The 18754-nt window shown below is 73.9% G+C and carries 17 protein-coding genes and 1 pseudogene; 8 read left to right on the top strand and 10 right to left on the bottom strand.

What is annotated here, in order from left to right; all coding sequences use genetic code 11:
• Positions 1 to 53 precede the first annotated feature (53 nt).
• Positions 54 to 503: a spore-associated protein gene (locus AB0937_RS22845; protein WP_366714037.1), complete on the bottom strand. Its 450-nt coding sequence runs from the start codon at positions 501 to 503 to the stop codon at positions 54 to 56.
• Positions 504 to 849: 346 nt separating this feature from the next.
• On the opposite strand from AB0937_RS22845, the gene AB0937_RS22850 reads away from it, so the two are divergent.
• From AB0937_RS22850 to AB0937_RS22860, 3 genes are all read left to right on the top strand, one after another.
• On the top strand, positions 850 to 1758 hold the full coding sequence (locus AB0937_RS22850; protein WP_366714038.1) for a hypothetical protein: 909 nt from the start codon (positions 850 to 852) through the stop codon (positions 1756 to 1758).
• Positions 1759 to 1962: 204 nt separating this feature from the next.
• Positions 1963 to 2760: a serine/threonine protein kinase gene (locus AB0937_RS22855; RefSeq protein ID WP_366714039.1), complete on the top strand. Its 798-nt coding sequence runs from the start codon at positions 1963 to 1965 to the stop codon at positions 2758 to 2760.
• Positions 2757 to 3926 (top strand): serine/threonine-protein kinase, encoded by a 1170-nt coding sequence (locus AB0937_RS22860; protein WP_366714040.1) that lies wholly within the window; start codon positions 2757 to 2759, stop codon positions 3924 to 3926. Before AB0937_RS22855 ends, AB0937_RS22860 begins: the two co-directional genes overlap by 4 nt.
• Before the next feature lie 177 nt (positions 3927 to 4103).
• On the opposite strand, the gene AB0937_RS22865 is transcribed toward AB0937_RS22860, so the two are convergent.
• On the bottom strand, positions 4104 to 4478 hold the full coding sequence (locus AB0937_RS22865; protein ID WP_366714041.1) for a peptidase M23: 375 nt from the start codon (positions 4476 to 4478) through the stop codon (positions 4104 to 4106).
• A gap of 320 nt (positions 4479 to 4798) precedes the next feature.
• Between AB0937_RS22865 and AB0937_RS22870 the strand changes: the two genes are divergently transcribed.
• The gene (locus tag AB0937_RS22870) at positions 4799 to 5227 is read left to right on the top strand and encodes a VOC family protein (protein WP_366714042.1); all 429 of its coding nucleotides are present in this window, start codon (positions 4799 to 4801) and stop codon (positions 5225 to 5227) included.
• 75 nt (positions 5228 to 5302) lie between these two features.
• On the opposite strand, the gene AB0937_RS22875 is transcribed toward AB0937_RS22870, so the two are convergent.
• Together AB0937_RS22875 and AB0937_RS22880 are read right to left on the bottom strand one after the other, a co-directional pair.
• Complete coding sequence (locus tag AB0937_RS22875) at positions 5303 to 6562, bottom strand: MFS transporter (RefSeq protein ID WP_366714043.1); 1260 nt, start codon at positions 6560 to 6562, stop codon at positions 5303 to 5305.
• Between the two features lie 143 nt (positions 6563 to 6705).
• The gene (locus AB0937_RS22880) at positions 6706 to 7158 is read right to left on the bottom strand and encodes a YbhB/YbcL family Raf kinase inhibitor-like protein (RefSeq protein ID WP_366714044.1); all 453 of its coding nucleotides are present in this window, start codon (positions 7156 to 7158) and stop codon (positions 6706 to 6708) included.
• Positions 7159 to 7265: 107 nt separating this feature from the next.
• On the opposite strand from AB0937_RS22880, the gene AB0937_RS22885 reads away from it, so the two are divergent.
• Positions 7266 to 8285, top strand: a complete 1020-nt coding sequence (locus AB0937_RS22885; protein ID WP_366714045.1) for a sigma-70 family RNA polymerase sigma factor — start codon at positions 7266 to 7268, stop codon at positions 8283 to 8285.
• A 3-nt stretch (positions 8286 to 8288) separates the two neighbouring features.
• Here the strand turns inward: AB0937_RS22885 and AB0937_RS22890 are convergent, their stop codons facing one another.
• From AB0937_RS22890 to AB0937_RS22900, 3 genes and pseudogenes are all read right to left on the bottom strand, one after another.
• Positions 8289 to 9407, bottom strand: coding sequence for a CapA family protein (locus AB0937_RS22890; protein WP_366714046.1), 1119 nt, complete (start codon positions 9405 to 9407; stop codon positions 8289 to 8291).
• Between the two features lie 33 nt (positions 9408 to 9440).
• Positions 9441 to 9896 carry an archease gene (locus AB0937_RS22895; protein ID WP_366714047.1) on the bottom strand — a complete coding sequence of 152 codons (456 nt, stop codon included), beginning with the start codon at positions 9894 to 9896 and terminating at the stop codon, positions 9441 to 9443.
• A gap of 59 nt (positions 9897 to 9955) precedes the next feature.
• A pseudogene (locus AB0937_RS22900) lies at positions 9956 to 10206 on the bottom strand (DJ-1/PfpI family protein); the annotation flags it as partial.
• A 133-nt stretch (positions 10207 to 10339) separates the two neighbouring features.
• Here AB0937_RS22900 and AB0937_RS22905 point away from each other — a divergent pair.
• Positions 10340 to 11014 (top strand): alpha/beta family hydrolase, encoded by a 675-nt coding sequence (locus AB0937_RS22905; RefSeq protein ID WP_366714048.1) that lies wholly within the window; start codon positions 10340 to 10342, stop codon positions 11012 to 11014.
• Entirely contained in the window at positions 11001 to 11645 is a 645-nt protein-coding gene (locus AB0937_RS22910; RefSeq protein WP_366714049.1) for a phosphoribosyltransferase family protein, read from the top strand. The genes AB0937_RS22905 and AB0937_RS22910 overlap by 14 nt, the downstream gene beginning before the upstream one ends.
• A 129-nt stretch (positions 11646 to 11774) precedes the next feature.
• Here the strand turns inward: AB0937_RS22910 and AB0937_RS22915 are convergent, their stop codons facing one another.
• The 3 genes from AB0937_RS22915 to AB0937_RS22925 all read right to left on the bottom strand — a co-directional run bounded on the left by AB0937_RS22915 (position 11775) and on the right by AB0937_RS22925 (position 15357).
• Positions 11775 to 12965, bottom strand: a complete 1191-nt coding sequence (locus AB0937_RS22915) for a CaiB/BaiF CoA-transferase family protein (protein ID WP_366714050.1) — start codon at positions 12963 to 12965, stop codon at positions 11775 to 11777.
• A gap of 258 nt (positions 12966 to 13223) precedes the next feature.
• Positions 13224 to 14318, bottom strand: a complete 1095-nt coding sequence (locus AB0937_RS22920; protein WP_366714051.1) for a helix-turn-helix domain-containing protein — start codon at positions 14316 to 14318, stop codon at positions 13224 to 13226.
• A gap of 127 nt (positions 14319 to 14445) precedes the next feature.
• Complete coding sequence (locus AB0937_RS22925; protein ID WP_366714052.1) at positions 14446 to 15357, bottom strand: alpha/beta hydrolase; 912 nt, start codon at positions 15355 to 15357, stop codon at positions 14446 to 14448.
• Positions 15358 to 16085: 728 nt separating this feature from the next.
• Between AB0937_RS22925 and AB0937_RS22930 the strand changes: the two genes are divergently transcribed.
• Positions 16086 to 18578, top strand: a complete 2493-nt coding sequence (locus AB0937_RS22930) for a SpoIIE family protein phosphatase (RefSeq protein ID WP_366714053.1) — start codon at positions 16086 to 16088, stop codon at positions 18576 to 18578.
• The last annotated feature ends 176 nt before the right edge of the window (positions 18579 to 18754 follow it).

Consider the following 18754-nt stretch of genomic DNA (forward strand, 5'->3'; position numbering starts at 1 on the left):
GGCACGGAGAAGCCGGGCCCCACGGTCGCCCGTGGAGCCCGGCCGGAGGGGGGTCAGCGGGTGAAGGTGACCCGGTGCTCCTTCAGGGAGCCGCAGTTGGAGCCGTACACCTGCACGTACGTGTTGGCGATGCCGCCGCCCCAGTCCACGCAGTGGCCCTTGCCGTGGACGTACGTCGGTCCGGCGTACGACGTGAACAGGCCCTCGTCGTAGTGGCTTTCCTCGGTGTCCGGGACGGAGACCCAGGCCGACATGCTCACGGCCTTGCCCGGGTTGTTGCGGATGGTCGTGACGCAGTTCTGGCCGTTGGAGGCGTTGTAGGTCAGATAGACGGTCCCCAACGAGCCGACGGTCGCGGAGTTGACCGTCTTGTAGCCGCTGCCGCAGACCTTCTGCGGTGTGGTGTTGGGCGCGGCCGAGGCCGGCGACGCCAGGGCGGTCATGGTTCCCACGGACAGCGCCGCCACGGCGGACGCGGCCAGAACGGAACGGGTGAATCGCATATTTCCCCCATGCAACTCTTCGAGGTGGTTGCTCCTGCATGGTGTGACCCGCCGGGCGTCCAAAGGGTTGTGCGTCAGTTGCGAGGCAAATCGGGGGAGTTGAGGGTGGAGCCGGCGTCGGCCGCGTTCGGGGATCGTGGGCGCCCGAGCGTTCCCCTCCGCCGGCCGTTCTACTCGTCAGTCAGTCATGGCACACGCGAGATCCAGAGGATCTGTGCAGGGGTGTCACACAGGCTGCACACCCCCCTTCCAAAGTCTCGTTAGCGTTACGGCTCGATCCCACGTGCGAACGTGACCAGGCCGCGGCCGGCGAGCCGCCGGAACAGCCAGATCGGGAACACTACACATGGACTACTGCTCGTCGTGCCGTCGGCACCTCAACGGCGCCCTGGTCTGTCCGGGCTGCGGCGCCTACGCCCCGGACATCGACCCCGCCGTCATCGCAGGCCGTGGCGGCCCGGCCGTCGCGCCCGGCACCACCCCGGGCGGACCGGCCTCGTGGGAGTACCCGGCCGCCCCCGGCACCTGGCACGACGGCACCGTGCGGGACGAGGCCCCCGCGCCCCCGCAGGAGAACCCCGGCTCCGGTTCGTCCGGCGAGCACGACGCCCCGGACACCGACCCGGTCGAGGGCTTCGAAGCCCGGCCGCAGGGGCGCGCGGCCCGGCGACGTCAGATGGCCCGCTGGAAGAAGAACCAGCGCCGCGCCGTGGTGGCGACGGCGGTCGCGCTCGTCGGCGGCGGCCTGACCGTCGCCGCGATGAACGGGAACGCCAAACCCGGCGTCCAGGCGGCCGCGACGCCGGGTGACACCCCCATGGGCGGTGCCCTGGAGGAGGCGCCGACGCTCACCGAACCGACGCCGAGCGAGGCCGGCACCCCGGCCTCCACCCCGACCACGCCCTCGCACACCGACCGCGCCCCGGGCCGCCGGCAGTCCCGGCCCGCGGACCCCCGCACCGCGCCCACGGACCCCCGGACGGACGCCGCCGTCACGCCCCGCGAACTGCCGCTGACCACCCCGTCCCGGCGCAAGAGCGTCACGGACAGCGTCGAATCGGCCCCGGACAACGCCGGTTCGTCGGCGTCGAGGACCACTGAACCGACGGCACCCCCGGCCGCCGCCTCCGGCTCGGACGCACAGCAGCCGGAGTCCACCTCCACACCCCCGCCCGCGGCGACCACACCACCCGAGACGTCTCCCTCCGACTCGAAGCCGAAGGAACTCTGTCTGCTCGTCATCTGCCTCAGCTGACGGCATGCGGCCGCCGAGAACCGGCGGCCGCGCGCCCGCCTTGCCGGGCCGGAACCGCGAGGCCCCCCACGACCGTCTCCGAGCACGTCGCGTGATCCCCGGAAACCGCTCCCCCGAGGCGGCCCCGCCGCCTCCGCGGCAAGCGGAAGCCGACCGTACAATCCTCGCGACCAAATCGGGGGCGACATCAGCGGGGGAGTCCGCGTGGAAACGATCATCGTGCAGTTGCCCGGCACCGCCCAGTGGGGCGGGGAGGAGACGGGCAGTCCCGAACTGATCCATCTGGGGCCGGGGGACATCGCGGACTTCGGACGTGGCGGGGCGGGGGTCCGCATCGTCCTGGCCGACCCCGGGATCTCCCGCCGCGCCGGGCAACTGGAAGCCGCCGGGGACTACTGGCGGCTGTCCAACTTCAGCCGCAGCGTGTCGTACGTGGTGGAGAACCTGGAGGGCGCCGGCGAGTACCTCACCGTCGCGCCCGGGCGGCTCGGGGCGCCCGTGCCGTTCGAGTTCTCCCGTGTGGTGCTGCCCGCCCTGTCCGGCACCGCCATGTTCAAGGTGTTCGCACCCCAGCACGCCTACCTCGGCGAGCAGTCCGTGCCCGGCGGTGGCGAACAGACCGTCCACCCCTTCGCCCTGGACCCGACGTCGAAATACTTCCTCGTCCTGGTAGCCCTGTGCGAACCGCGGCTGCGCGACCCCTCCGACTCGGCGCTGCCCGGCGTCGGGCAGATCGTGGAGCGGCTGCGACCGCTGGAGTCCTGCCGGGACCTGACCCGTTCCGCGGTCAACTACCACATCGACTACCTCGCCTTCGCCAAACTCCGCCTGGACCTCGGCGAAGAGGCCACGGCCGCGGCCGAAGGCGGCCGCACCGGCGCCAAGCGCACCCGGCTCGCCTCCGTCGCCCTGCGCTTCGGCCTGGTCCGCGAGGAGCACCTGGGGTTGCTGCCGCCGCGCGGCGCCGGCCGCCTCGGTGCTCCGCAGGAGGCCGGCGCATGACCACACCGGAGGAACAGGACGACGAGCTGCGGGCACCCCGCCCGCCCGGCCTTCCCGAGGGCTTCCGCATCGAGGACTGGGAGGTGGGCGCGGTCATCGGCTCCGGCGGCTGGGGAACCGTGTACGAGGCCCGCACGGTCGCCGACGGCACGCCCGTCGCCGTGAAGGTGCTCCCGACCGGCGCCCTCGGGCCCGGCCAGCGCGCGGCCCTCGGCGAACTCGTCCCCCGCGAGGTGCGGTTCAGCTCCGGGGCCGACCACCCCCACCTCGTCCGCACCCACGCCGTGTGCACCGTCGAGGCACCGGAACTGCCCGCCCTGGACGGCGCCGTCGCGCTGGTCATGGACCGGGCCGAGGCCAGCCTGAAGGACGTGCTGGACGCCGCCGGGACGGGCGGGCCGATCGCGGACGCCGACCGCGTCCTGCGCGGGGTGGCCGCCGGACTCGCCCACATGCACGACGCGGGTTGGGTGCACGGCGACCTCAAACCCGCCAACGTCCTGCTGGGGCCGGGCGGCCGGGTGCGGCTGGCGGACTTCGGCCTGGCCGCCGAACTCGACGGCACCCACGCCCACTTGCCGCCGCTCGGCACCCTCGACCACCTGCCGCCCGAGTGGTGGTCCCAGCGCACCGGCACCCAGGGCGCCGTCGTCCGGCCCACCGCCGACATCTGGGCCTTCGGCGTGCTCGCCCACCAGGTCCTCACCGGCGGGCTCCACCCGTTCCCCGGCGCGACGGCCCGGGCGCGCTCGCTCGCGGCGCAGACCTACGCGCGCGGCGCCGCGCCCTCCGCCCAGGCCCAGCCGTTCTTGGGCGGCAACTACGGCCTCTACGGCATGGAGGGGCAGTACCCCACCACCTCGTTCTGCTCGGGCACGTTCCGTCAGATCGGGGCCACCAAGTACGCCGAGGGCATGGCCCTGAAGTACTTCTACTCCGACAAGTGCGGTTCGTTCGCCCGGATCGAGAACTCCCGGCCCGGCTGCGCGGCCGTCCTGCAGCGTTCCGACAACGGCGCGGGCCGCAACGACGGCTGGGTCTCCGAGACCGTCGACTCCGGCATCGACTACGCCTACACGCAGATCGGCAACAACCTCAACGGCCGGGTCTCGCGCGCCCTGCTCGCCTGCGACGGCCATGACCTGGTGAACACCGGCTGGTACTGAGCCGCACCGCGCCTCGCAGCACGACGAGAGGAAGTCCCGGGGCGGGACTTCCTCGGTGACGGCGTCAACATCCGCAGCCACATGGGGCTCGATGTGTTCCTGCTGACCCCGTACACACCCGCGGCGGGCCACCGTGACACCGGTGGCCCGCCGCAGGCATGTGGGGGGAGAGGGACGTCAGCAGTCCGGAACCCCGGCGATCTTCTCGCCGCCCCGGATGTACAGGTTGTTCACCCAGGCGATGTCGCTGCCCGAGAACTCCATCACGGCGGTCCACCAGTTGTTGGTGCCGACGGCCGGGTCGTGCACGGTCTGGCCCTGCTTCTGGCACAGCGCGTCCGCCCACCACTGCGAACGGACCGCGAGTCGCGGGGAGTCGGTGGTCGGCTGCTGGCGCAGGTTGACGTCGGTGGCCCAGATGTAGACGTCGGTGAGCGCCGGGTCGCCGCCGTTGGCGGTGGCCGGGGCCGCCTGGGCCGTGGTGGCGAGGCCGCCGACGGCGAGCGCGGCCACGGCGAGGCCCAAGGCGGTACGGCTGATCAGTCGCTTCATGTGTCTGTCCCCCGAAGGACGAAAGGCGAGGATGGTGTGGTCGGAACTGGTCTCGTTCCGCTTCGGCGGTGCGCCGGGACCGGCTGCCTGCCGACGTGCAGAACTGTAGGGAGAGCGTGGGCCGCGCGGTCCTGACAACTGTCAGGAGCGGCCGGGCCGTCTGGGACGGGCGAAAGGGGTCGGCCGATTCGAACACGGCCGAAAACAACTCGACGGCCCCGACCGCCCCTGTCTACGATCCACCGCGCGGCATCGCGTGCCGGTCACCGGCCGGGTGAGGCATGGAGGCGCCGCGGAGATGCCCGTGGAGGCATTCAACCGTGTCAGTGGAGTTCAATCACACCATCATTCTGTCCCGGGACCGGGAGAAGTCGGCCCGGTTCCTCGCCGAGATCCTGGGACTGGAGGTCGGGGCACCGACGGGGGTGTTCCTGCCGGTGACGACCGCCAACGGCGTCACGCTGGACTTCCTCACCCTCGACGCCGACATCCCCATGCAGCACTACGCGTTCCTCGTCTCCGAGGACGAGTTCGACCAGGCACTGGCCCGCCTGGTGAAGGCCCGGATCCCCATCCAGGCCGACCCGCACGGCAACCACCCCCGCCGGATCAACCGCAACGACGGCGGCCGGGGCGTCTACTTCCTCGACCCGGCGGGCCACGGACTGGAGATCCTCACCCGCCCCTACGGGGCCGATCCGGCCTCCGCGTTGAACGGCGTCACGGAGGACGTGCCCGGGGCGGTGTGAGCCGCACCCGGCCGGCCCGGGGCGGGGCGCCGCCGCTCGCGCCCCGGGCCGACCCCGCTGTCCCGGCGACGACGGTCAGCCGCCGTCCGACTCCACCGCCACGGGGGCCGGTTCGGCACCGGCCCCCGTGGCGGCATCCCGGCGGGGCAGGAGCAGCGGCGAGAGCAGGAGCAGGGCACCGGCCAGTGCGATGGCCGAGCGGGGGCCGGTCCGGGCGGCCAGGACACCCCACAGCGCGGTGGCCGCCGCGGTGGTCGCCTTGCCGGTGGCCGACCAGGCGGACAGGGTGCGGGTGACCCGGCCGGCCGGGGTGCGGTCGAGACGGTGGGTGGCGAGGACCGGGTTGAACACGCCGCAGCAGGTGATCAGGCCGAACTCGAGCAGCATGACCAGGACCAGGCCGGGCACGCCGGGGCCGGTGCAGGCCAGGCCGATCGGCCAGCAGGCCCGCAACACCCCCGCCGTGACCAGGACCCGGTGCCGGCCCTGGCGCGCGACGAGGCGCGGGGCCAGGCGGGAACCGAGCAGACCGCCGGTGCAGGGCACCGCGAAGGCGAGCGCGTACTGCCAAGCGGCGAAGCGCAGGTCGTCCACCATCAGGACCAGCAGCGGCGGGGATGACGCCATGATCAGGGAGTTCACCAGGAGCGTGTTGAGGAAGAGCGGACGCAGCGCCGGATCGGCCAGGATGTGCCGCCACCCCTCCAGCAGGTCGCCGGGCCGGACGGCGGTCGCCCGGGGCCGTACGGGCTGCTTCTCCGCGTCGCCGATCGCGCGCAGTCCGAGCGCCGACAGCAGATGGCTCACCGCGTCGGCCACCACCGTCGCCACCGGGCCGAACAGGCCGATCGCGGCTCCGCCCAGCGGCGGGCCGACCACGCCGGCGGTCCAGGTCGTCGCCTCGAACCGGCCGTTCGCCACGAGCAGGTCCTGGCGCGGCAACAGATGCTTCAGGAACGCCCCGGCCGCCGCGTTGAAGGTGATGTCGGCCGCTGCGACGGCCACCGACACCAGCAGCAACTGGGCGAAGGTGAGCCGGCCGAGCGCGAACGCCACGGGAACGCTCAGCAGGACGACGCACCGGACCAGGTCCGTCGCCATCATCACCGGTCGTTTGCGGCGGATCTCCACCCACGGCCCGAGAGGCACGGACACCGCCGCGCCCACCGCCGGCCCCACCGCGGCCAGCAACGACACCTGCGCCGGCCCGGCATCCAGCGCCAGAACCGCGATCAGGGCGAACGCGTCGAACGCGAGCCATGTGCCGGCGGTGCTGACCGCGTAGGCGCCCCACAGCCACCGAAACCGCCGCCCCAGCGACCGTCTGCCCGCCATACCCGGCGCCCTCCCCGCTCCCGTGGACAACCCGGCGTTGTCCGGGAGTCATCCAAACCAGGAGCGGCCGCACCGGGCAAACAACCGTCCGGCCCCTGCGTCACAACCGAACGTTGTGACGCGACGGTGGCACGGGTGGCGGCTCAGCGCTGGTACAGCCCCACCAGAGTGCCGTCCGCGATGCGGCGCTTGTCGACCTCCTCGTGCACCTGCTCGGCACGCGGCGCGTCGGGCAGGACACACGGTTCGGACAGGGCGTAGAGCCGGAAGACGTAGTGGTGGGCGTCGTCACCCGGCGGCGGATGCGGGCCGCCCCAGCCGTGCTGGCCGTAGCCGTTGACGAGTTCCGTGCCACCCGGTGGGCTCTGCCCGGCCTCGACGCCGTCGCTGTGCGGGTCGATGCCGACCACGACCCAGTGCGCGAAGGTGCCCGACGGGGCGTCGGGGTCCTCGCACAGCAGGACCAGTTCGGTCGCCTCGTCCGGTACACCGCTCCAGGACAGCGGCGGAGAGACGTTGGGTCCCTCGTACGCGTACCGGCGCGCGATGAACGAGTGGTCGTTGAACGCGTTGCTGCTGAGTTCGATGCCGGTCATGTGCCCCGGGGTACCCCCGGGGGCTGCGGGGCACACGGTTCGGCACCGATCCCCCGGGTACCCGCCAGGTCGGGCCGGATCAAGGCGGGGGAGAGAGGAACCCGACGATGTCTCCTCTGGCAGACCATTTCGAGACGGACGCCCGGGAGGACCGGCGCGCCCCCGCCCGCACCGCCCGGCTGCGCAGCCGTATCCCCGAGCCCGACGAGGAGCCCGACCTCCTCGGCCAGTACCTCGCCCAGATCTCGGCGACCCCGCTGCTCACCGCGGAGGACGAGGTGCGGCTGGCCCGGCGGATGGAGACCGGCGTGGGGGCGATGGAGGAGCTCGAGCGGGCCGACGCCGGGGAGCACCGCCCCGCGGCGAGCCGGCGCCGGGAACTCGAGGAGGCCGTCCGCGACGGGCAGGCCGCCAAGGACCACATGGTCAGGGCGAACCTCCGGCTCGTGGTGTCGATGGCCAAACGGCACGCCCACCGCGGTCTGCCCCTGCTGGACGTCATCCAGGAGGGCAACCTGGGGCTGATCCGGGCCGTGGAGAAGTTCGACCACACCAAGGGCTTCAAGTTCTCCACGTACGCGACCTGGTGGATCCGCCAGGCCATCGAACGGGGCCTGGCCGCGCACGCGCGTTCCGTGCGGCTGCCGATGCACGTCGTGGAGCAGCTGCAGAAGATCGCCAAGGTCGAGCGGCGGCTCAGGCTCGAACTGGAGCGTGAGCCGACCGTCGAGGAGGTGGCCCGTGAGAGCGGCTTCGCCGAGGACCGGATCGCCTGGCTGCGCCATGTGGGACGGGACGCGGTCAGCCTGGACACGCCGGTCGACGAGAAGGGCGAGACGGTCGTCGGCGACCTCATCGCCGACACCGAGGTGCTCCAGGCCCCGGAGGTGGCCGAGTTCCGGGCGCTCGCCGAGGAACTCCGTGAGGCCGTCGGGACGCTCGCACCCCGCGAGGCCATGATCCTCAGCCTGCGGTACGGGCTGCACGACGGTCACACCCGCACGCTGAACGAGGTCGCCGGGCGCGTCGGCCTGACCCGGGAGCGGGTGCGCCAGCTCGAGAAGGAGTCACTCGCCCGGCTGCGGGAGCCGGCGAGCCGCGAACGGCTCGTGGCGTGGGCCGGCTGACCTTCAGCACGTCCCACCGCACGCGGCCGGCGCCGCGACGACCAGCGAGCCGTCGGCCGCCTGCCGAACCGCCACCCCACCGCTGATCCGGTCCAGCGTGTCGCGCAGCCAGGCACGGTCCGCCCCCGACGCGGGCTCCAGCCGCATCCGCCGGACCCGGAACGGCACCATGCGCAGCCCCGCCAGGCGCCCGCTGTCCGCCTCGACCGACACGAGGAAGGCCAGACGCAGGTCGTCGCGGTACTCCTCGTAGCCGGAGATGCCCTCGTAGTCGTCGACGAAGTCGCCACAGCCGTAGAGGACGAGCCGGTCCCGGTACACCTCCAGCGGACGGGGGTGGTGCGAGGAGTGCCCGTGGACGACGTCGGCCCCGCCGTCGATCAGCGCGTGCGCGAAACGGACCTGCTCGCGGGGCACGCGGTACCCCCAGTTCGAGCCCCAGTGCACGGACACCACGGTCAGGTCACCGGAAAGGCCGAGCCGCCGCACCACGGCTTCGGCCGCGGCCGGCGAGAGATCGGGCAGGTAGGCGACGCCCGGCCGGTCCGGTGTCGCCGCCCAGCCGGACGGGATGCCGCTGGAGTGCGCTCCGAGGGCGAACACCCGCAGCCGCCGGCCTTCGGGCAGCGGGACGAACGCGGGCGCGTACGCCTCCTCAGTGTCGCGTCCCGCGCCCGCCGTCCGCAGGCCCGCCCGGGCCAGGGCGTCCAAGGTCTCCAGCAGGCCCCCGCGGCCGAAGTCCAGGACGTGGTTGTTGGCGAGGACGGTCACGTCCGGCCGGACCACGGCGAGGGCGGGCAGGTTCGCCGGGTGCATGCGGTAGTGGATCTCCTTGCCGGGCGCGAAAGTGCCCGCGCGCGTCACCGACGTCTCGAGATTCACGATCCGCGCGTCCGGGGCGGCCTCGTCCAGAGCGCCGAGCGCCGCACCCCACGGCCACGACGCGGGCGCGGGGGCGGGCACCGGGCCGTGCGCCGACTCCGCCAGCCGGACGTACGAGCGCGCGTCCGTCACGTACGCCTCCCGCAGTGCCGGGTCACCGGGGTGCGCGAGGATCTGGTCGACGCCGCGCCCGAGCATCACGTCACCGCACAGGAACAGCGTCACGACATCGCCGCCCACCACTCCACGGTAGGCGTGCCCCGCCCGCCCAGGTCAGGCCTCGACCCTCACCGCACACGACCAGCCGTACGGATCCGGCCCCATCCGCAGATCGTCCCAGGCCACCGCCGTCGGGACCGCGCCCGTGACCTCCACGTCCGCGAGGCCGGCGACCGCCAGCCGTACGTCCAGGCCGCCGTCGGCCTCGTCCGCCTCCACGTCGACGGGCACCTGACCGTAGACCTCCAGCCGGAAGAAGACCTCGTCCAGCAGCGCGGCGAGCAGGTCGTCGTCGCAGGCCTCCGGCAGCCGCACCCGGTCCACCGCGGTGGGCCGGGTGCGGGAGACGTCCGCGAAACACTCGACCACCGCCAGGACGGCCTCCGCCAGACAGTGCTCTCTGCACGCCGCCCATGCCTCGATCCGGATGTCGTCGGGATGCGGCACCGCCCGGTGCCCCCACTCGCCCGGCTGCCGCCCTTGCCCTCCGTCGCCCGTGTCACCACCCATGAACATCGCCTGCCCGAGGCTCGCCCACCCATGCGGCCCCGACACCGGCACGTCACTCGAACGGGCTCGTCCGCGAGGTACGGCGGCGCCGGGCCGTACGGGATGCAGCGCCGCGCCGCCCGCGCGTGCTCCCGCCCGTGCAGCCGCCCGACCGGCCACAACGCACTGTCGATCCCGGGCGAGCGCCCTGGCTGGGGACCAGGTGGCCGTCGACCGCACAGCGGGCGTCCCGGACCACGGTCACGTCCCCTCGCGCCTGCAAGGCGTCCTCCTGACTCCAGTGCGTGGCGACTCGGCGCCCCCGGGCGGGCTGTTCCTCACGCTCCACCGGCGCGCGGTGCGGCGTCAACGCCACGCATCTCGCGGATCGCGCCATGGGACGTCCGGCCGGGCGTGGGTACCCCGGGGGGAGGGAGGCCGAAGCGGGGGAGAGGAGGCTGACGATGATCTCCCGGACTGTCACCCTGCCCGTCGGCGGTGCCGGAATCACCGGCGATCTGATGCTGCCGCCGGACACCCGTGCGGTCGTGCTCTTCGCGCACGGCAGCGGCAGCTCCCGGCACAGCCCCCGCAACCGTGAGGTCGCCGCCGGGCTGCGCGCCGCCCGGCTCGGCACCCTGCTGATCGACCTGCTGACCGAGGAGGAGGAACGCGAGGACGCCGTCACCGCCGAGCTCCGTTTCGACATCCCCCTGCTGGGCCGCCGGCTGGTGGCCGCCCTCGACTGGCTGGCGCAGGACCCGGACACCATGGGCCTGCCCGTCGTCCTGTTCGGCGCCAGCACCGGCGCCGGTGCGGCCCTGGTCGCCGCCGCGCAACGCCCCGGCCGGGTGCGTGGGGTCGTCTCGCGCGGCGGACGGCCCGACCTGGCGGGCGAGGCCCTGGACGCCGTCCGGGTCCCGGTGCTGCTGATCGTGGGCGGCCGGGACACGCACGTGCTGCGGCTCAACGAGGAGGCGGCCCGGCGGCTGGCCGGCCCGCACCGGCTCCATGTGGTGCCCGGCGCCACCCACCTGTTCGAGGAACCCGGCGCACTGGACCAGGTCACCGGCACGGCCCGGCAGTGGTGCGACGAGCAGCTGACACGAAGCGGAGGTGACCGCCATGCGGTTCCGTGATCGCCGGCAGGCCGGTGAGGAACTGGCCGAAACACTGCGCACCCGGCAGCGTGCGGGAGACCTGCCCGATCCGCTCGTGCTCGCCCTGCCCCGCGGCGGGGTCGCCGTGGCGCGCGAGGTCGCCGCCGCGCTGGACGCTCCGCTCGACGTGCTCGTCGTACGGAAGATCGGGGCGCCCCACCACGAGGAACTCGGCGTCGGCGCGATGGCGGGGGACGAGGTGCCGCTCCTCGACGCGGACGCCCTGCGCCACCTCGGGATCGGTGAGGCCGCCCTCGCCCCCGTCATCGAGCGGGAGCGCACCGAACTGCGGCGCCGCGAACGGCTGTACCGGCAGGGCCGACCGGCCCCTGACCTGCGGGGGCGGACCGTGATCGTCGTCGACGACGGCCTGGCGACCGGTTCCACCGCCCGTGCCGCGGTGCGTCACGTACGCCGTCAGGCACCCGCGCGGGTACTGCTGGCCGCGCCCGTCTGCTCACCGGAAGGGGCCGATGCGCTGAGCGCCGAGGCCGACGAGGTGATCTGCCTGCACCGGCCGGCCGCGTTCATGGCCGTGGGCCTGTGGTACGAGAACTTCGACCAACTGACGGACCAGGACGTCCTGGAGGCCCTGCACGTCCAGCTTTGACCTGTTGTTCACCTGACAGGAGTGGTGGAAACAAGCCACACCGGGCAACCGCGGTGACGGCTGAGGCCACGGTGGCGACGGGAGACCCGGCCGCGGAGTCGCGCCAGGCGTTCGCGGGCGGGGCTGCGTTCAGACGACCCCCTCCGCGCGCAGGGCCGCCACCTCCTCCTCGGTGCGGCCCAGTTCGGCGAGGATCGCCCCGGTGTGCTCGCCCACCGCCGGTACGGGGTCCATGCGCGCGGGCAGACCGGCCAGATCGGCGGGCGGCAGCAGCGCCTCCACGGTGGCGCCCGGCACGTCGACCTCGCTCCAGCGGCCCCGCGCGGCCAGCACGGGGTGGTCCAGGAAGGCGGCCACGTCGTTGACCCCGGCGCAGGCGATGCCGATGCGGTCCAGGTCCTTCAGGATCTCGTCGGAGCCGGAGCGGGCGAAACGCTCGGCGACGAGGGCGTTGAGCTCCTCGCGGTGGGCGACGCGGTCGGACCCGGTGGCGAAACGCGGATCGTCGGCCAGCTCCGGCCGGCCGAGGAACTCGGCGCACAGCGCCACCCATTCCCGCTCGTTCTGGATGGAGAACAGCACCTCCTTGCCGTCGGCGGCGGCGTACGTCCCGTACGGCGCGATGGTGGCGTGCTGGGTGCCGAGCCGCGGGGGCTGGGTGCCGCCGTACCGGGTGTAGTAGGCGGGCTGGCCCATCCACTCCGCGAGCGCCTCGAACAGGGACACCTCCACCGGGTGGGCCTCGCCGGTGGTGGCCCGCGTGTACAGGGCGGTGAGGATGCCGCTGTAGGCGTACATCCCGGCGGCGATGTCGGCCACGGAGATCCCGGTCCGCGCGGTCCCCTCGGGGGTCCCGGTCAGCGAAACCAGCCCGGTCTGGCACTGCACGAGCAGGTCGTAGGCCTTGCGGTCGGACCAGGGGCCGGTCGTGCCGTAGCCGGAGATCGTGCACGGGATCAGGCCCGGCCGGCGGCTGGTGACCGTGGCGGCGTCGAGACCGAGCCGGGCGGCGGCGCCCGGGGCGAGGTTCTGCACGAAGACGTCGGCGCCGTCGAGCAGGTCGTGCAGGATCTCGTGGCCGCGGGGGTCCTTCAGGTCGAGGGTGAGGGACTCCTTGGAGCGGTTGAGCCAGACGAAGTAGCTGGAGTGCCCGTGCACGCTCGTGTCGTACCGGCGGGCGAAGTCGCCGTCGCCCGGCCGCTCGACCTTGATCACCCTCGCTCCGAGGTCGGCGAGCTGCCGGGTGGCGTAGGGCGCGGCCACGGCCTGCTCCAGACTGACCACCGTCACCCCGGCCAGGGGGTACCGCTGCACACTCATGCCTCAAGCTCCCGAATCGCGTACGGAGGGCGCTCGGACAGTCTGCCGCAGCGCACCGCCGAGAAGGCGGCCCGCCGACGCGATCCGGATCACGCCGTCAGGCGGTTTCACCGGCGGTGAGATCGCTGACGTGCGGCTTTCACCGACGCGTGGTGTGGCTGCCGTGCAGCCCCTCCTTGGCAGGCGGCGGCCGATGGTAGCTGCGGCATGACAGGCGGTGGTGGCCGCGGCGGTCAGGGCCGGTGACGGCCGCGGCCGTCAGGGCCGGGCCAGTCGGCGCATCGTGAGGGCCAGATGCAGCCGGAGGCGTCCCTCGGGTGTGCGTACCGGCCAGCCGAGGAGGTGCTCGGCCTGCGCCAGGCGGTCCTGGAGGGTCGAGTGATGGACGTTGATGGCAGCTGCGGCCGCCCGCAGGCTCGGCGTGGACGCCACCGCGTACAGCGTGGCCGGCAGCCACGGGGCGGTCGCGGCGGCGGCCTCGAGTGCACGGACGTCGGCCGGCGGCTCGGACCCCGGCGCGACGAGATCGGCGAGCAGGGCGATGCCGCCCAACTGGTCGGCATGGACGACCGAAGGCCCGGGGTCCTGCGGCGTGCCCTCGGCGGTGAACCGCAGCGCGGTGCGGGCCCCGGCCCAGGACCGGGGCAACTCCGGCACGGGCACGGCGGGTCCGACACCGAGACGCCCGAGGCCGGGGCCGGGGGTGGCGGGCCGGACGCCCGCGGGTATCACCCGGGGCAGGCCGTTCAGCGGGGCGAGGGCCCGGGCCGGGGCGGCGAGGTCCAGCCCGAGACGGCGTGCGGCGTGCAGACGGGCCGGTTCGGGGGCCGTGGCGTCGAGGAGGGTCTCGACCAGCGCCGGATCGTCGGCCGGAGCCCGCCCCCGCGTGCGGTCGAGAACGAGCCGTACGGCACCGGCGGCCCGTTCCAGGATCACGGCGTCGACGACGCCGGGGGCGGCCGTCACCTTGCGCGCGGCGGCGTTCTCCTGGGCCACGTCCCGGTCGCCCCGCACACCGAGCCCCTTCGCCGCCGGACCTCCTGCTGGGCCGCCGTCCGCTCCCCGCTCCAGCCACAACAGCGCCGCGCCGCCGGGGCTCACTCGCGCGCAGGGCCATGCCGGGTCCGGTGCGGCCGCTCCGTCACGCCGGGTGCCGTCGGGCTCGACCCGCACGTGCACGCGCCGCTCCGGATCCACCAGGCGCGCAGGGCAGCCGGCCAGCACCGCGGCGCCGCGCACCAGCGCCTCCAGCCCGGCCCGCGACTCGGCCAGGCGGTCGAAGTAGGCGATGACCCGGACCGCCGCACCGGCGTCCGGGTCGAGGGCGGTCAGCCGCCCGGCCAGCTCTTTCATGGGCCCATGGTGCGGCATGCGGCCCTTCTCGCGGGAGGGCGGCGAGCACGGGCTTCGACGGGGGCGGACGCCCCGCTCCTCACCCCCCCAGCAGCCCGTCGCCCCTCAGAACCCCGTCGCCCGTCCCTCAGACCCCCAGCAGTCTTTCCAGCCAGGCGACCTGGGCCGCCCGGGCCGCCTGAGAGAGCGCCGCCTGGGGCGCGAAACCGTCGAAGCCGTGGAAGCCGCCCGGCCACACGTGCAGTTCGGCCACCCCACCGGCCTGCCAGATGCGCGAGGCGTAGGCGACGACCTCGTCCCGGAAGGTCTCCGCCGAGCCGACGTCGAGGAAGGCGGGAGGCAGCCCCGTCAGGTCCTCGGCGCGGGCCGGCGCCGCGTACTGCGGCACGTCCGGGCCGCCGCGCCGCGAGCCCAGCAGCGCGCTCCAGCCGGTCTCGTTGGCGGTGCGGTCCCACACTCCGAGGCCCGCCATCTGGTGGGCCGAGGGTGTGTCGTTGCGGTCGTCGAGCATCGGGCACATCAGCACCTGCCCGATCGGCTGCGGTCCCTTGCGGTCCCGCGTGAGCAGGGCCAGGGCGGCGCAGAGGCCGCCCCCCGCGCTCGCGCCCGCGACGACGATCCGCTCGGGGGCCGCGCCCAGTTCGGCGGCGTGGTCCGCCGTCCACACGAGCCCGGCGTAGACGTCCTCGACGGGCGCGGGATGCGGATGCTCCGGCGCCAGCCGGTACTCCACGGACACCACGACCGCGTCCAGCTCGCGCGCCCACGTCAGCGGGACGTCCACCCCGACCCGGTTGTTCCCGATGACCATGCCGCCGCCGTGCACGTGGTAGATCACGGGCCGCGGCCCGGCGGACTCCGCCGAGGCCGGGCGGCAGATCAGCAGCGAGATGTCCGGCTCGCCCTCCGGCCCCGGCACCTGCCGGTCCTCCACCTCGAACGCCCCGCCCACGGTCAGGTCCAGATCGGCCAGCATGCGGATGCCCGGGCCCTGACGCACCTCCGCGATCTCGTCGGGGGTCAGCCCCGGGCTGATCATGTCCTTGATCAGCTCCAGGGCTGCGGCGAGTTCGGGGTCGAACGGGGGGCGGAACGTGTGTCATGGCGTCTCCTCGTACGAGATCACGGCGGCTCGTGCAGCCATGGTCGGGCCCAGCCCCCGCCCGGGGACGCCGCCGGGCGGCGGAAGCTGCCCGCCGTACGGCGGGTGGTGCCACGGGGCCTGCGCCGGCGCCACCGTACGGCGGGCGGCGCCGCGGAGGCCCGCGACGGCGCCGGTGCGAACGCGGCGGCGACCACGCGGCGACCGCACGGCGAGCATGTGAGGGCCCCGCAGCGGCGCACGCGGTGACGACCATGCGGCGGCGACCACGCGGCGACCATGTGAGGGCCCCGCGGCGAGGCACGCGGTGACGACCACGCGGTGACCGCACGGCGAGCATGTGAGGGCCCCGCGGCGGCGCACGCGGTGACGACCATGCGGCGGCGACCACGCGGCGAGCATGTGAGGGCCCCGCGGCGAGGCACGCGGTGACGACCACGCGGTGACCGCACGGCGAGCATGTGAGGGCCCCGCGGCGAGGCACGCGGTGACCGCCGCCGGGCTCGCCGGTCAGGGTAGCGGCCCCCGATCCCGCCCGGCGGGCACCGGCTGCAGTCGCAGGGGCCCGGCCGCCCAGGGCCCGCCGACCGCCCCGGCTATACCCTTTCCTATTGCTTAGGCTGATTGATGCGGATTGGTAGTCATCCGGCAGGGACGAGAATGCGGTGACGAGGGAGCAGCGGACGCCCGGGCTGCCCGGCGCACACGGCGTGGTGCAGACCGACGTGCTGCCGTTCCACCCGCACGTTCTCACCACCGCCCGGCGGGTGGCCGAAGGCGCGGCCCTGGCGGCCGGTCTGCTGGGGCTCGTGAGTCTCGTCGGATGGATCTCCGGGGCCGACGCCCTGAAGGAAGTGCTGCCCGGCGTCTCGGTGGCCATGAAGGCCAACACCGCGGTGGCTCTGGTGGCGCTCGGCCTCTCCCTGTTCGTGATCGTACGAGGGCGGTCCCGCCCGGCGACGCTCGCCGTGTCCCGGGCGGCGGCGGTCCTGGTCGCCGTGCTCGGCGCGCTCACCTTCGCCGAGTACGCCACCGGAGGTGGCCTGGGGATCGACGAGCTCCTCTTCGAGGACGACACCGCCTACCAGGGAACGGGCCCGCCGGGGCGGATGGCGCCGAACACGACCGCGGCGCTGATGGCCGCGGGAGCGGGTTCGCTGTGTGCCGGCATGAGCCGGGTTCCCGCCTGGGTGAGCCAGCTCCTGGGCCTGACCGTCGGCGCTCTCGGCATGCTGAGGCTGTACGGGGCCGCCTACGCGGTGCCCGAACTGGAGCAGTTCGGCCCGTACTCGGGGATGGCCCTGCACACCGCGGTGGCGCTGGTGCTGATGGGGACGGCGCTCCTCCTGGCCCGTCCGGGCGAGGGCCCCGCGGGGCTGCTGCTGAACGCGGGCACGACGGGGGCGCTGGGCAGATGGCTGTTCGTCACCGTCGTGATCGTGCCGCCGCTGCTGGGCTGGGCGGTTCTGAAGGGAGAGGACGAGAGGGTGTTCGGGGCGCGGCTGGGCACCGCGCTGCTCGTCTGCGGTCACGTGGCCGTGTTCACCGCGGTGATCTTCACGACCCTGGCCGTGGGCCGTCGAGTCGAGGTGGCGCACGGCCGTCTGGAGTGGCAGGTGCGCCAGAACGAACTGCTGCAGGCCTTCATGGACCACACGCCCGCCGTGGTGTTCATCAAGGACCTGGACGGCCGTTTCCTGGCCGTCAACACGACGTTCGAGCAGAACCTGAACCTGCCCCGGCACCGGGTCCTCGGCCGCAGGGACGACGACGTCATGCCGTCCGACCTGGCACGGCAGGCGCGAGCCGCCGACCTGGCGATGCTGGCGGAGGGCAAACCCGTGCAGCGAGAAGAACAGCTCGTCCTGCCGCGCGGCCCGCGTGAGGTTCTCTCCACCCTCTTCCCGCTCAAGGACGCCTCCGGCACGCCCTACGCCTTGTGCGGCGTCGTCACCGACATCACCGAGCGGGTCGCGGCGCAGCGCGAGGTCCAGCGGTCGCACCGGCGGTTCGTCGCGCTGCTGGAGTCCGCTCCCGACGCCACCCTGATCACGGACGGCGACGGCACCGTCGTCATGGCCAACCCGCAGGTCAAGCGCTTGTTCGGGCGTGAGCCCGGCGACCTCGTCGGCACCGGGGTGACCGGCCTGGTGCCCGCCGCCCGGCGCCGACGGCACGGTGCCCTCCTTGAGGCCTATCTCCGCCTGCCCGATCCGAAGCCGACGGTCCTGGACACCGACCTGTTCGGGCTGCGCGACGACGGCTCCGAGTTCCCCGTCGAGGTGAGCGTCAGCAGCCTGCGGTCCGAGCAGGAGACCCTGGTGCTGCTGACCGTCCGGGACATCACCGAGCGCAGACGCCTGGAAGCCGAACGCGCCGAGCGTTACGAGCAGCAGCGCCACATCGCCTACACCCTGCAGCACAGCCTCATGGGGGAGCCGCCTCGTCTGTCGTACCTGCCGAGCGCCTACCGGTACCTGGCCTCCGTCCAGGACCCGGGCGTCGGCGGGGACTGGTTCGACGTGATCCCGCTCGGCGGGCGCCGCACGGGCGTCCTCATCGGCGACGTGATGGGCCGGGGCCTGGAGGCCGCGGCCGTCATGGGGCAGTTGCGCGCAGCATCCCACGCCCTGGCCCGCACGGGTGCCACGCCCAGCGGCCTGATGCAGGCCCTCGACACATTCGTCGGCGACTTGGGGGACCAGCTGGTCACCTGTGTCTACCTGGTCCTGGACCAGGACCGGCACGAGGTCACCCTGTGCTCGGCGGGGCACCTGCCCGTCATCGCCCTGCCGCCCGACGGGCCGGCCCGCAGGCTGAGGGCACCGGTCGGCGTGCCGCTGGGCGTCAACGACGCCGGAGGCGCGGTGCCGTTCGAGGAAGCGACCGAGCCGCTCCGGGCCGGGAGTGCCGTGGTGCTCTACACCGACGGGCTGGTCGAGAGACCCGGCACCGACATCGAGGCCCAGGTCGACATCCTGACCCGCACCGTCGACGTCGCGCTGAGGGGCGCCCCCGTCGACGACCCCGGCACCCTGGAGGAGGCGGCGGACCACCTGCTCAAGGTCCTCATCGCGGACACGGACACCTCCGACGACGACGTGACGCTGCTCCTGCTCGGTGTGCCGGGCCCGGCAGCGAACGGGCCCCGGGACTGAGCAGGCGCACCGGCTCGGGCCTGAGCAGGCGCACGGGCCCCGGCCGGAGCGGGCGTCCCGGCTCGGGCCCGAGGACGCGTCCCGGGCTCCGGGCCCGCCGTGGCACGACGGGGTCTTTGTCACGGTCCGGGCACGCCTCGCGCGTCTTTCTGGCCATGGAACCGCGGTGGCCGAAA

The organism is Streptomyces sp. NPDC047880 (assembly GCF_040706515.1).
Lineage (GTDB): Bacteria > Actinomycetota > Actinomycetes > Streptomycetales > Streptomycetaceae > Streptomyces.